Origin of the sequence: Paenalcaligenes hermetiae (genome assembly GCF_039543645.1) — a bacterium.
GTDB classification, from domain to species: domain Bacteria; phylum Pseudomonadota; class Gammaproteobacteria; order Burkholderiales; family Burkholderiaceae_B; genus Paenalcaligenes; species Paenalcaligenes hermetiae.
The window spans coordinates 606,201-619,187 of record NZ_BAABKD010000009.1 but is presented as its reverse complement, the minus strand read 5'-3'; the positions used below and the strand labels follow the sequence as shown (position 1 = coordinate 619,187).

The 12,987-nt window shown below is 47.9% G+C and carries 11 protein-coding genes; 5 read left to right on the top strand and 6 right to left on the bottom strand.

Annotated features, from left to right (window positions below; genetic code table 11):
- Window positions 1–17 precede the first annotated feature (17 nt).
- Window positions 18–152 (bottom strand): 50S ribosomal protein L34, encoded by a 135-nt coding sequence (gene rpmH / locus ABD980_RS08730; protein ID WP_260650515.1) that lies wholly within the window; start codon window positions 150–152, stop codon window positions 18–20.
- A gap of 354 nt (window positions 153–506) precedes the next feature.
- Between rpmH and dnaA the strand changes: the two genes are divergently transcribed.
- The 4 genes from dnaA (at window position 507) to panD (ending at window position 6,111) form a co-directional block, all read left to right on the top strand.
- Window positions 507–1,922, top strand: coding sequence for a chromosomal replication initiator protein DnaA (dnaA, locus tag ABD980_RS08725; protein WP_345371044.1), 1,416 nt, complete (start codon window positions 507–509; stop codon window positions 1,920–1,922).
- A gap of 2 nt (window positions 1,923–1,924) precedes the next feature.
- Entirely contained in the window at window positions 1,925–3,034 is a 1,110-nt protein-coding gene (gene dnaN, locus ABD980_RS08720) for a DNA polymerase III subunit beta (protein ID WP_260650513.1), read from the top strand.
- Window positions 3,035–3,108: 74 nt separating this feature from the next.
- Entirely contained in the window at window positions 3,109–5,556 is a 2,448-nt protein-coding gene (gene gyrB / locus ABD980_RS08715) for a DNA topoisomerase (ATP-hydrolyzing) subunit B (protein WP_300646568.1), read from the top strand.
- A 12-nt stretch (window positions 5,557–5,568) separates the two neighbouring features.
- A complete protein-coding gene (gene panD, locus ABD980_RS08710; RefSeq protein WP_260650511.1) occupies window positions 5,569–6,111 on the top strand; it encodes an aspartate 1-decarboxylase in 543 nt (180 codons plus the stop codon).
- A gap of 53 nt (window positions 6,112–6,164) precedes the next feature.
- Here the strand turns inward: panD and ABD980_RS08705 are convergent, their stop codons facing one another.
- From ABD980_RS08705 to ABD980_RS08685, 5 genes are read right to left on the bottom strand one after another with little or no spacing between them, the layout of a single operon-like run.
- Window positions 6,165–7,154, bottom strand: coding sequence for an ABC transporter ATP-binding protein (locus ABD980_RS08705; RefSeq protein WP_345371040.1), 990 nt, complete (start codon window positions 7,152–7,154; stop codon window positions 6,165–6,167).
- The gene (locus ABD980_RS08700) at window positions 7,151–8,122 is read right to left on the bottom strand and encodes an ABC transporter ATP-binding protein (RefSeq protein WP_345371038.1); all 972 of its coding nucleotides are present in this window, start codon (window positions 8,120–8,122) and stop codon (window positions 7,151–7,153) included. The genes ABD980_RS08705 and ABD980_RS08700 overlap by 4 nt, the downstream gene beginning before the upstream one ends.
- A 1-nt stretch (window position 8,123) precedes the next feature.
- A complete protein-coding gene (locus ABD980_RS08695; RefSeq protein ID WP_345371036.1) occupies window positions 8,124–9,035 on the bottom strand; it encodes an ABC transporter permease in 912 nt (303 codons plus the stop codon).
- The gene (locus tag ABD980_RS08690; RefSeq protein ID WP_260650507.1) at window positions 9,035–10,021 is read right to left on the bottom strand and encodes an ABC transporter permease; all 987 of its coding nucleotides are present in this window, start codon (window positions 10,019–10,021) and stop codon (window positions 9,035–9,037) included. The genes ABD980_RS08695 and ABD980_RS08690 overlap by 1 nt, the downstream gene beginning before the upstream one ends.
- Window positions 10,022–10,076: 55 nt before the next feature.
- Window positions 10,077–11,651, bottom strand: coding sequence for an ABC transporter substrate-binding protein (locus ABD980_RS08685; protein WP_345371033.1), 1,575 nt, complete (start codon window positions 11,649–11,651; stop codon window positions 10,077–10,079).
- A gap of 112 nt (window positions 11,652–11,763) precedes the next feature.
- Here ABD980_RS08685 and dinB point away from each other — a divergent pair, with 112 nt between their 5' ends.
- Window positions 11,764–12,945 (top strand): DNA polymerase IV, encoded by a 1,182-nt coding sequence (gene dinB, locus ABD980_RS08680; RefSeq protein WP_345371031.1) that lies wholly within the window; start codon window positions 11,764–11,766, stop codon window positions 12,943–12,945.
- The last annotated feature ends 42 nt before the right edge of the window (window positions 12,946–12,987 follow it).

Genomic DNA, 12,987 nt, shown 5'->3' with positions numbered 1-12,987 from the left:
AGGCACCTGCTTGCCGATTAAACGGCTAAACGCTTGCGGCCTTTAGAGCGGCGAGCGTTAAGAACGGCACGGCCGCCACGGGTTTTCATACGTACGCGAAAACCGTGCGTGCGTTTGCGACGGGTAACTGAAGGTTGATATGTGCGTTTCATGGTTAGTCCACAAATAAAAGTGCCGCCAGAAAACGCCTAAAAGACCAAACCTAACCCCTGATAAATCTCTATTTAATTGGTATTAAATAATCGAGTTAACGGCAAAACTAGGTTTCTGGCAACAAAAAATCTACAAAAGACTATTATTTCAGCAAGTTTTAACTATTTAGTCAATAGCTAAGCACCAAAACAAAGCCGGTTCGCCGCAATTTTACCTGAAAGAGGACGGGGTTTTCGAGAGGGTGTGTGTTTTTTCCACAAAAACGCAGTAGAGGCTGTGGATAATTTACAGTTGGCCTGTGGATAAGTCGGTGTGGTAGAGGTAGAATTAAGGTTTGCTATATAGTGAAAAAAATGAATGAATTTTGGCTTTCTTGTGTACAGCGTCTAGAACAAGACCTACCACCTCAACAAATCAGCGCATGGATTAAGCCGCTTGAGCCCTTGGAGTTTGACCAAGAATCGGCGGTCTTGCGTATGGCTGCGCCTAATCGTTTTAAATTGGACTGGGTACGTAAAAATTTTTCTCACCGTATCCAAGAGATTGCGACAGAGTGGTTTGGGGTTCCGGTTGAATTACAGCTTGAGCTTGCTCAGTCTACAGCGGCACCCCAACCTATGATTACGGCTCAAAGCTTACGGCAAACTATGGTGAGCGGCGATGCGACCTCGGATTCGAGTGCTATACCTTCTGTTTACCAGGCTCAGCCCGTATCGGCTGTGGTAGCCCCAACTGTGGCTATGGATCAATCTCGCCTTAATCCGGACCTTAGTTTTGATAACTTTGTTACGGGTAAGGCGAATCAACTCGCGCGTGCCGCTGCACTACAGGTTGCAGAAAACCCGGGTACTTCTTATAACCCGTTATTCTTATATGGCGGGGTAGGCCTGGGTAAAACGCATTTGATTCATGCGGTGGGTAATGCCATGGTGGCACGTGGGCGTGGAGTAAAAGTACGGTATGTGCATGCGGATCAGTATGTGTCAGATGTGGTGAAAGCTTATCAGCGTAAAGCGTTTGATGAGTTTAAGCACTATTATCATTCGCTGGATTTGTTGTTGATTGATGATATTCAGTTTTTTGCAGGTAAAAACCGAACTCAAGAAGAGTTCTTCTATGCGTTTGAAGCAATGGTTGCTCAACGCAAGCAAATCATTATTACCTCTGATACTTACCCTAAGGAGCTATCAAACATTGAAAGTCGTTTGATTTCCCGTTTTGACTCCGGATTGACTGTGCATATTGAGCCACCAGAACTGGAGATGCGTGTAGCGATTTTGCTACGTAAAGCACAGGCTGAAAATATGCTCATGCCTAAAGAGGTCGCTTTTTTTATTGCTAAGCATTTGCGTAGCAATGTGCGTGAGCTCGAGGGCGCGCTGCGCACGGTAGCCGCTTATGCTCGATTTCATGAAAAAAACGAGCTAACGGTAGATTTGTGTAAAGAGGCTCTAAAAGACCTACTTTCCGTTTCCAATAATCAGATTACGGTAGAAAATATACAAAAAACGGTGGCGGATTTTTACAAAATCAAAGTCTCAGATATGTATTCTAAGCGTCGCCCCGCGAACATTGCTGTGCCTCGTCAAATTGCGATGTATCTGGTCAAAGAGCTAACACAGAAAAGCTTACCAGAGATTGGGGATTTGTTTGGGGGGCGCGATCACACAACGGTATTACATGCGGTACGCAAAATATCTGAAGCGCGTCGTAATGACAGCGAACTAAACCACTCATTACATATTTTAGAACAAACTCTAAAAGGATAACTATGCTACTCGTACAAGCCTCGCGCGATGCGCTACTGAAACCATTAACGACGGTAGTCGGAATTGTTGAGCGTCGGCATACATTGCCTATTTTGGCAAATATTTTGCTGCGCAAAGAGGGCAGTCGTGTGTCCTTTATTGCTACAGACCTAGAGGTGCAGATAACAACGCATGCTGATTTTGGCGTGGGTGATGACATGGTATCGACCACGGTGGCAGCTCGAAAACTGTTAGATATTCTGCGAGCATTGCCTGGTAGTGGCGAGGTCTCTTTATCACTCGAGGACGGCAAGCTATTGATTCAGTCTGGGCGTAGCCGTTTTGCTTTACAAACGATGGATGCCGGCGATTTTCCTACTTTGGCGCAACCAGCGCAATGGGATGTTTCATTTGCCTTGGAACAAAAGGCGCTTAAACACTTGTTGAACACCGTGCATTTTGCGATGGCACAGCAGGATATCCGCTATTACCTGAATGGTATGCTGTTTGTGTTTGAGCCGGGTTTATTACGTACGGTGGCTACGGATGGGCACCGTTTGGCGCACCATGCTACCGAAGCACAAGGTATTGATAACAAGCAAGATGTCATTGTTCCACGTAAAACCGTATTAGAGATGCAACGGTTATTGGATGATAGCGAATCGCCTGTTCAGATAGAGGTCGCGGCAAACCAGATGCGTTTCTATTTTGATGGCGTGGAGCTGATTACTAAGCTTGTAGAGGGCAAATTCCCGGATTACACACGTGTGATTCCCACTTCTTATACACGTCATTTTGTGATGAACCGCGAAGCGCTTCAAGGGTGTTTACAGCGTGCAGCGATTCTGACCACAGATAAGCTACGTGGCGTGCGTATTCAGTTGGGTGAGAATCAAATGAAAATTTCTGCATCGAATGCGGAACAAGAAGAAGCCCGAGAGGAGCTCGAGGTCGATTATGCCTATGAGTCTTTAGATGTGGGTTTTAATGTTAGCTATTTATTAGATGTATTAGCTAATACCAAAACGCAGGATGTGCGTTGGTCTGTACAACCGGACTCCAATGCTTCTGTGCTTGTTACCTTGCCCGAAGAAGATGCATTTAAATATGTAGTTATGCCCATGCGCATTTAATTCCGTTTCGGATTAAAAAACGTGGAACGGCTAGCGGTAGCTAGCTGCATGACTCACTACAGGTAAATATATTCATGGTAGATCAAACAACGACTAACCAACCCGATTACGGTGCGGATTCGATTAAGATGCTTAAAGGGCTGGAGGCGGTACGAAAACGCCCCGGCATGTACATCGGCGATACGTCTGATGGTACGGGTTTGCATCACATGGTGTTCGAGGTGGTGGACAACGCGATTGATGAAGCCTTAGCTGGCCATTGTGATGATATTGTGGTGACCATTCATGCCGATAATAGTATTTCGGTGCGAGATAATGGGCGTGGTATTCCTACGGATATTCACCGTGATGATGAAGAGCATCGTAGCGCCGCAGAAATTGTCATGACGGAGCTGCATGCAGGGGGTAAATTCGATCAAAACTCCTATAAAGTTTCAGGTGGTCTACACGGGGTAGGGGTTTCTTGTGTTAATGCCTTGTCGGAGTGGTTGGATTTAACCATTTGGCGTAATGGCAAAGAACATCATTTACGCTTTCAGCGTGGTGAGCGCGTAGCACCGTTACAAGTAGTTGGAGATACAGAAAAAACGGGTACATTGGTACGTTATTTAGCTGACCATGAGATTTTTACCGATATTAACTACCATTACGAGATCTTAGCTAAACGCTTACGCGAGCTGTCCTTTTTAAATAATGGGGTTAAGGTTCGTTTGGTTGATGAGCGCCAAGGCAAAGAAGAGGATTTCGCCTTTTTGGGTGGCGTCAAAGGCTTTGTGGAGTACATTAACCAAGGTAAAAGCACACTGCACCCGAATGTGTTTTCTGTGAGCACACAGTCAGATGCTGGGGGGGTGATGGTAGGGGTGGAGGTCGCCATGCAGTGGAATGACAGCTATGCCGAAAATGTACTGTGCTTTACTAATAATATTCCGCAGCGTGATGGTGGTAGCCACCTAACCGGTTTGCGTGCTGCGATGACACGCGTCTTAAATAAATACATTAACGATAATGAGCTAGCCAAACGCGCAAAGGTCGACACCACGGGTGATGATATGCGCGAAGGCTTAGCTTGTGTGCTTTCTGTTAAAGTTCCCGAGCCGAAATTTAGCAGTCAGACCAAAGATAAGCTAGTCTCTAGCGAGGTGCGTCCTGCGGTAGAAGAAGCGGTAAGCCGTACTTTGGAAACATGGTTGCTAGAAAACCCGGCTGATGCGCGTGCGGTATGTAATAAAATTATCGAAGCCGCGCGAGCGCGTGAAGCGGCACGTAAAGCGCGTGAGGTCACTCGACGAAAAAGTGTACTAGAAGGTGCAGGCCTGCCCGGTAAGCTGGCTGACTGTCAGGAAAAAGATCCGGCCAAATCTGAACTGTATATCGTGGAGGGGGATTCGGCGGGGGGCTCGGCTAAACAGGGGCGTGACCGTAAGTTTCAAGCTATTTTGCCTTTACGCGGCAAGGTTCTCAACGTAGAAAAAGCCCGTTTTGATCGGCTGATTGCAAGTGAGCAAATTACCACATTGATTACGGCTTTAGGCACAAGTATTGGGCCCGACTTTGATATTGATAAATTGCGCTATCACCGCATTATTATCATGACGGACGCGGACGTGGATGGCGCGCATATTCGCACGTTGTTGCTAACGCTATTTTATCGCCAAATGCCAGAACTCATAGAACGGGGTTACGTCTACATTGCACAGCCCCCCCTCTATAAGGTCAAAGTAGGGCGCGAGGAGCGTTATCTGAAAGATGATGCCGAAGAAGCACAGTTTATGTTGTCGTTAGCACTTAAAGATGCTGCTTTATTACCTAAAGCGGGGGCGGAGCTCATCACAGGAGAAACCCTAGAGGAACTCGTACGTCAATATATTTTGGCCGATCAGGTGATTTCACGTCAGGGGCGTTTGTTTGATAGCGAGGCGCTGTCAGCCGTCGCCGAGGGGGTTCAGATTGACTTGAGTTCCGAGGATAGCGCGCAGGCATCGGCACAGTCTCTGCTAGAGGTATTACAAGACCCTGCGAATCCTCATTTAGTGCGTGTGGCAGCCGAATTTAACGAGGAAACAGAAAACTGGCAGGTGGTGGTGCGCCGTTTGCATCATGGCAATACACGTGTCAGTGTTTTTGATAAGCCGTTTATTTTAAGTGCAGATTACTTGGCCCTAAAACGCGCTGGGGAAACCTTCTTGGGTTTGATTGGCAAAGGAGCAAAGATTTTGCGTGGCGAGGGCGAGCGTCGTAAAGAGCAAGCGATTGAGGATTTCCGTGACGCTGTGCAGTGGCTACGTGCAGAAGCCGAACGTGGGGTCAGCAAACAGCGTTATAAAGGTTTAGGGGAAATGAACCCTGACCAATTGTGGGAAACCACTATGGATCCCTCAGCACGTCGCTTATTACGCGTGCAAATCGAAGACGCCATAGCCGCCGATCAGGTGTTTACTACGTTGATGGGCGATGAGGTAGAACCCCGTCGTGCCTTTATCGAAAAACATGCTTTGCAAGCCAGCAATATCGATATATAGAGTGATATTTACATGAAGAAAATCGTTCGAGCCAAGTTGCACGGTATTACGATTACCGGAGCAGACTTGAACTACCACGGCTCCATTACTTTAGACCCTGAGATCTGCGAGCAGGCAGGTATTGTACCGATGGAGTTCGTGGAAATTTGGAATAAGAACAGCGGTGCCCGTATTTCTACGTATGTGATTTATGGGGAGCCTGGCTCACGTTGTTGTATTTTAAATGGTGCTGCTGCACGTACTTGTCAGCGTGGGGATCAGGTGATTATCTGTGCCACTGAATACATTGATACACCGCAGTTGTTTGAGATTGAGCCGGTGGTATTGACCTTTGATGGGCAAAACAATGTTGATGAGGTAATGCGTTATCAGGTATATGAGACACCAGAGCGCCCTTTTAATTTCCGCATTCAGCGTCAGGAACGCCCCAATGGCGCAGAACGTCAGCTAGTGAATGTAAATATAGAGGCGTTAGCAGCCGATTTGCGTGCGCGTGGTTTGGATGATCGGGCCATTGCAGATGTATTGTCTTGCCATTTAAATCAGTTTGCTTAATCTAATACGGTTAGGCTAAAGAAAAGGTCCGTTATCCACGGACCTTTTTTTGGTTAAGTACGCCCCTCTTCGACGGCATGACAAGCAACGAGTGTGCCATCTTGCTCTAGGAGTTCGGGGCTTTGTTTTCGACAACGGTCTGTAGCAAGCGGGCAGCGCGGATGGAAAGTACAGCCTGAGGGAGGGTTAAGAGGATTGGGGACCTCGCCAGCGACAGGGGTGCGGGCTTTACCGGTGCCACTCATATCTGGAATTGCTCCGAGCAGCATTTGTGTATAAGGGTGGCGTGGTGTAGCAAAAAGACGGTCTCTCTTGGCAATCTCTACAATGCGGCCAAGATACATCACGCCAACGCGATCGGCGACATGGTGAACAACAGCTAGGTTATGGGAAATAAATAAGTAGCTGAGACCGAGCTGCGCTTGTAGGTCTTTCATTAGATTAAGAACCTGGGCTTGTACCGATACATCCAAAGCGGAGGTGGGCTCATCGCATACGATAAACTCAGGGTTTAATGCTAAAGCCCGCGCAATAGAAATGCGTTGGCGCTGTCCACCAGAGAACTGGTGGGGGTAGCGGCTTTGATCCGTTGGGTTCAGCCCGACTTGTTGAAGCAGCTCGCTAACTCGATCGGCTTGTTCTGCGGCATTGAGTTTAGTGTGCGTGTTAAGCGGCTCGGCAATAATTCTTCCTACCCGCCAGCGGGGATTGAGACTGGCATAAGGATCTTGAAAAATCATTTGTAAGCGCCGGCGCATGGCTTGTTTTTGACTGTGATTCATGGAAGAAATATCCATGCCATCAAAATAAATCGTACCGCGGCTCAGACCATATAAACCGGTTAATAGCCGTGCTACTGTGGATTTACCACACCCTGATTCCCCAACTAACGCTAAGGTCTCGCCACGGTTTAAGCTAAAGTTGACGCCATCGACGGCTCGTAAGAAAACTTTGGGTTTACGATAGAGTGTACGCTCTAGCCAAGATGGTGATACATCAAAGTAGCGGGCGGCATCTTTGACTTTAACTAAAGGTGTGGTCATTGTGATTCTCCTGTGTGCAGCCAACAGGCGACGTGCCGGTCGTTAGTAGCGATGAGTTCAGGACGTTCATGGTGACAACGTTCCATGACGTGCTTACAACGAGGGTTGAAAGCACAGCCAGCAGGGATGGCATTTAATCGTGGCATAGCACCTGGAATTTGCTCTAAACGTTTGGTGTCAGGATCTAGAGTAGGAATAGAGCGCATAAGACCCGTGGTGTAAGGATGCAGTGGGCGTTGAATTACCTTTTGTACAGGGCCAATCTCAATGATACGACCAGCATACATGACAGCAACACGGTCAGCTGTTTCCGCTATGACGCCCATATCATGGGTAATTAGCATGACAGATGTTCCGTGGGTCTTACAGAGATGTTTGAGCAGGTCAATAATCTGTGCCTGAATGGAGACATCGAGGGCGGTTGTAGGCTCATCGGCCACAATTAGCTTAGGTTCTGCTGCTAGAGCTAAAGCAATCACCACGCGTTGTCGCATGCCACCAGAAAACTGATGAGGATAGTGGTCAATGCGTTCGCGAGCGGCTGGAATGCCTGTGGATTCCAGTAGTTCAATGGCGCGTTCCCGTGCTTGCTTATGATTAAGGTCTAGATGTGTTTGAATGGTTTCAATGAGCTGCTGCCCAACAGTGTAGAGTGGGTTGAGCGAGGTGAGCGGATCTTGGAAAATAGCACCGATTTCACGCCCTCGGATACGGCGTAAATGTTCTTCGGAAAGGTGGTCGATGCGTCGACCATTGAAATGTATTTCGCCACCGGCAAGACGCCCAGGGGGATCAAGCAAACCAATAATGGCGGCTCCGGTCAGAGATTTGCCAGCACCCGATTCACCCACTACACCAAGGACTTCTCCGCTTTGAATACGAAAAGAGACGTCATGCAAGGCGGTAAGTGTACCGCGACGCGTAGGGAACTCGACTTTTAGGTTTTTGACTTCTAGTAATGCGCTCATATTAGTTTAGTTTTGGATTGAGCGCATCGCGCAACCAATCACCTAATAAGTTGACAGAAAGAACCAGTAATACCAGCATCAGCCCAGGGAAAATCGTAATCCACCATTCGCCTGAAAAAAGAAAATCATTACCAACCCGAATTAACGTACCGAGAGAAGGGGATGTAGGCGGAACACCGACTCCTAAAAAGGAAAGCGTTGCTTCGGTGATAATAGCTGTGGCTAAATGCACGGTGGCTAAAACCAATACTGGTCCCAGTACGTTGGGGAGTACATGATGAAACATGATACGTGGACCTGATACCCCAATGACTTTGGCGGCTTGTACGTATTCTTTATTTTTTTCCACGAGCGTGGAGCCACGAACGGTACGCGCATACTGGGGCCAGCCGGCTAAAGCGATAGCACCGACTAAGACGGGAAAAGCAATCACATCAAGCAGATGTTGGGGAACGGCCGCGCGGGCGACGCCATCAATAAGCAGTGCGATTAAAATAGCCGGAAAAGAGAGCTGTACATCTGCAACACGCATAATAAAAGCATCAATACGTCCGCCGCTGTATCCCGCGATCAGACCTAACCCAATGCCCACCACCATGGCTAGTATGACCGAGGCAAAGCCAATCAATAAGGAAATACGCGTGCCATAGAGTAGAGCAGAAAAAAGGTCTCTGCCTTGACTATCGGTACCAAGTAGGTAGTTGAGCTGGCCTTCGCTTTGCCACGCAGGGGGTAAAAGGGCATCCATGAGGTCGACAGAGGCTAAATCAAAAGGATTGTGCGGGGCGAGCCAAGGGGCACCCAAGGCACCGATAAAAAGCACAATAGTCATTACGGTGCCAAATATTGCCACCGGAGAATGGCGCCATGACCAAGCGATATCGCTATCCCAAAAGCGTTGAAAAGCATTCATCAGTGCGTACCTCCGCGATGTAGACTGACGCGCAGGCGTGGGTCTACGGCAAAATACAATAAATCAACAATCAGGTTAATACACACAAAAACCAACGCAATTAAACAGAGATAGGCGGCCATCACGGGCACGTCTGCAAACTGCACCGCTTGAATAAAGAGCAGCCCCATTCCCGGCCATTGGAAGACCGTTTCGGTGACAATTGCAAAAGCAATAATCCCGCCAAGTTGTAGGCCAGTGATGGTGATCACAGGTACCATGGTATTTTTTAACGCGTGTCCAAAATGAATGGCACGTTGGCTTAAGCCACGGGCTCGGGCAAATTTAATATAGTCACTACGAAGCACCTCGAGCATTTCTGAGCGTACTAATCGTAAAATCAGAGTAAGCTGAAATAAAGATAAGGTAATAGCAGGCAGAATCAGGTGTTTCCAACCATCAATAGAGAGTAGCCCTGTGCTCCACCAGCCAAAATAAGTGACTTCGCCACGCCCATAGCTAGGCAACCAACCCAGCTGCACGGACATCACTAAAATCAATAAAATCCCGATTAAAAAGGTGGGAAGAGAAATACCCAACAGGGAAAAAGCGAGAATGGCCTGAGATAAAAAACTATGGCGATTAAGAGCGGTGTACACACCTAAAGGTAAGCCGATAATCAGCGCTAAGAGAGCCGCAACCACAGATAACTCAACCGTGGCTGGTAAGCGGTCTTTAAGTAGCTCGGCGACGCTTTGTCCTTGGCGTAGGGATAAGCCAAACTCACCTTGGATGGCGTTTTGTACAAAGTGCCAAAACTGCACCAAAGCAGATTGATCCAGCCCTAAGCTGGCTCGTAGAGCAATACGATCAGCTTCGGTCGCATCCTGTCCGAGCATGGCTGTGACGGGATCGCCAATATATCGAAATAAAATAAACGCCAGCAAGCTAACGGTGAGCATAACCAGTACAGCTTGAAACAGGCGTCGGATAATAAATACCAACATACAGGGTAAGCCGTAGTGTGGGTTGATAGCCCACAACTACGATCCTATTTAAGAATTAATCAATAGTTACCCAGTGCGGAGTCAGACGGTTGTCTGCGCGATGCACTACGTTAACGTTTTTTGCCATGGCCCAAGGGATAACTTGATCATGGAGTGGGATGTGACCGACCTCTTCGGCATGGATTTTGAGGACTTGATGAATCGCAGCGGTACGTTTGGCTTCGTCCGTTTCGACTTTGATTTGATCAATTAGCTGATCGACCTCGGTGTTTTCGTAGTTGCCAAAATTAAAGGAACCATCGGCGCCTTCGCCTTTGCTGTGCATGAGGCTTTGTAAGGTATAGAGAGCGTCAAAGGTAGGCACCCCCCAACCGAATAAGTAGGCGCTGGTGTCATAAGACTGAACTTTAGGGAAGTAAGTGGCGCGGGGCATGGCGTTCAAGTTTGCTTTCACGCCGGCTTTGGCCCACATGCCAACCACAGCCTGACAGATGGCTTCGTCATTAATGTAGCGGTTATTGGGGCAGTCTAATGTAAAGTTCAGCTCATTGGGGCCGTAGCCGGCTTCTTTGAGCAGGGCTTTGGCTTTTTCAACATCAGGAGCTGGGCGTTTAGCCAGGTCTTCGGTCCAGCCATGCACTTGTGGGGCGACCATCGTACCGGTAGGTAAAGAGGAGCCTCGCATGACGGCTTTTTTAATGGCCTCGGTGTCGATGGCTAAATAAAGCGCTTGACGTACACGTACGTCAGCAAAGGGATTGGTGCCTTTAATGGAGCTGTATTTTAACTCTGGGCTTTTTTGGTCTAAGCCAATGTAAATGGTGCGGTACTCGTTGCCCTCGACCACTTTGGCTTGCTGCTTAATGCGGTTTAAGTCTTGAGCGGGAGGGTCGAGGACAAAATCCACTTCGCCAGAAAGTAGGGCGGCGGTGCGAGTAGCATTTTGTTTGATTGGCGTGTAGACAATTTTACTGACATTACCGGTTTTGCTGTCTTTGCCCCACCAGTCGGGATTCTCTACATATGTTGTGCGGATATCGACTTCGCGGCTTTCGAGCTTATAGGCGCCGGTACCATTGGTGTGACGGGCCGAGTAGGTTTCTTGTTGGCTTGCAAAATCCTGAGGTGTTGTGGCGTTATTGGCTTCAGCCCAGGCTTTATTCATAATAAAGACATTGGTAAGCTGGCGCAGTAACACGGGGTTTGGACCATCGGTTTCGATTTCTACCGTATGGTCATCGATTTTGCGTACGTTCTTAATGCCATTGACATAGGCTTTAAAGTTAGAGGTAGGTGCTAAAGCGCGGTTGATGGAAAAGACGACGTCTTCTGCTGTGAAATCAGCTCCATCATGAAACTTGACCCCTTTTCGTAGGTGAAACCGCCAAACGGTATCTGATACGGGCTCCCACTCGGTAGCCAGTGAGGGTACCAGATTAAAGTCCTTATCATAGTCAACCAAAGGTTCATAGACGTAGCTGCTGGCAGCGATTGTCATGCCTTCGTTTTGAGCGTGTGGGTCAAGGGTTAAAATATCACCTTGGCTGGCCCAGCGTAGGGTTTTAGCATGAGCCCCCATGGGGATAAGTAGCGCAGCGGATAAGGCCGCTACCAAAAGTTTTTTATGCATCTGGCTTCTCCGGATCATTATTTGTTTTTTGATCGTGCCTTAATCTTGGCTAAGGCGTCAATGTTAAGCATAGACCATCTATGCATAAAGAGAGGTTAATTAAAAGCAAAGCATGACAAAAAAACGCCGCATTGCTCACCTAGATATGGATGCATTTTATGCTTCTGTGGCCTTGTTGCGTTATCCGGATTTACGCCGAAAGGTTTTGGTAATCGGGGGGCGGAATGTTCCTGCTCCAGTCAAAAAGGCCGATGGCACTTGGGAATATGCTCGTTTGCGTGATTATGTTGGGCGCGGGGTGGTGACCACGGCTAGTTACGAGGCACGTGCTTTAGGCGTATTTTCTGCTATGGGTTTAATGAAAGCGGCTCAGTATGCCCCCGATGCGTATTTATTACCGGCAGATTTTCAAGCATATCGATATTATTCTCGTCTGTTTAAGGAGGCCGTAGCGACCGTTTCTGATCGCATAGAGAATCGTGGCATTGATGAGATCTACATTGATTTAAGCCACTTAGCGCAAAGCAGTATGCAATTAGCGCGGCGTTTACAACAAGTGGTGTGGGAGGCCACAGGTTTGACGTGTTCGGTAGGGATTAGTCCAAATAAGCTTTTAGCTAAGATTGCTTCAGACTTAAATAAGCCAAATGGCGTGTGTGTATTAGGGCAGGAAGAAGTTCCAACGATGGTTTGGCCTTTACCCGTAGGTAAGGTCAATGGGATTGGCCCTAAATCTCAACAAAAACTTGCTAGGTTGGGAATTCATACCGTAGGGGATTTGGCGCAAGCGAGCCCACCTTTATTACAACGGCACTTTGGGTTGAGTTATGCCAAGTGGTTAGCTGATGCGGCACAAGGTAAAGACGATAGACCCATTGTTTTGGCCTCGGAGCCTAAGTCGTTAAGTCGTGAGCGTACCTTTGAGCGAGACTTACATGTTCGTCATGATCGGCAACGTCTTACCCAGTTTTTAGAGGCGATTTGTGGTCAGTTAGCGCAGGACTTACAACAAAAAGGTTACCGTGCTTTTACGATTGGTATTAAGCTGCGCTTTGATGATTTTTCTACCTTAACTCGCGATCATAGTATGGACGTACCGGTTGTAAAGCAAGCGGATTTGCTGCACGCGGCGCGTCAGTGCTTACGACGTACGCAGATCCGTCATCGATCACTACGGCTTGTGGGCGTACGTGCATCTAAGCTTATCGCCGAAGCGGACTGTGTGCGCTACGATCGCTTACCTGTGCAACTTTCTTTTGGTGATTTGGCGTGTTTGGATACAAAGCGGGATTGATGCGCTAAAATTATAAGAACGAACTGTTTTTGTTCTATCGTT

Excerpts from the sequence above, each read along its gene's own strand:
- gyrB (WP_300646568.1), top strand. The coding sequence starts at position 3,109 with ATGGTAGATCAAACAACGACTAACCAACCCGATTACGGTGCGGATTCG.
- dnaN (WP_260650513.1), top strand. The coding sequence starts at position 1,925 with ATGCTACTCGTACAAGCCTCGCGCGATGCGCTACTGAAACCATTAACG.
- dnaA (WP_345371044.1), top strand. The coding sequence starts at position 507 with ATGAATGAATTTTGGCTTTCTTGTGTACAGCGTCTAGAACAAGACCTA.
- ABD980_RS08700 (WP_345371038.1), bottom strand. The coding sequence starts at position 8,122 with ATGAGCGCATTACTAGAAGTCAAAAACCTAAAAGTCGAGTTCCCTACG.
- ABD980_RS08690 (WP_260650507.1), bottom strand. The coding sequence starts at position 10,021 with ATGTTGGTATTTATTATCCGACGCCTGTTTCAAGCTGTACTGGTTATG.
- panD (WP_260650511.1), top strand. The coding sequence starts at position 5,569 with ATGAAGAAAATCGTTCGAGCCAAGTTGCACGGTATTACGATTACCGGA.
- rpmH (WP_260650515.1), bottom strand. The coding sequence starts at position 152 with ATGAAACGCACATATCAACCTTCAGTTACCCGTCGCAAACGCACGCAC.
- ABD980_RS08695 (WP_345371036.1), bottom strand. The coding sequence starts at position 9,035 with ATGAATGCTTTTCAACGCTTTTGGGATAGCGATATCGCTTGGTCATGG.
- ABD980_RS08705 (WP_345371040.1), bottom strand. The coding sequence starts at position 7,154 with ATGACCACACCTTTAGTTAAAGTCAAAGATGCCGCCCGCTACTTTGAT.
- dinB (WP_345371031.1), top strand. The coding sequence starts at position 11,764 with ATGACAAAAAAACGCCGCATTGCTCACCTAGATATGGATGCATTTTAT.
- ABD980_RS08685 (WP_345371033.1), bottom strand. The coding sequence starts at position 11,651 with ATGCATAAAAAACTTTTGGTAGCGGCCTTATCCGCTGCGCTACTTATC.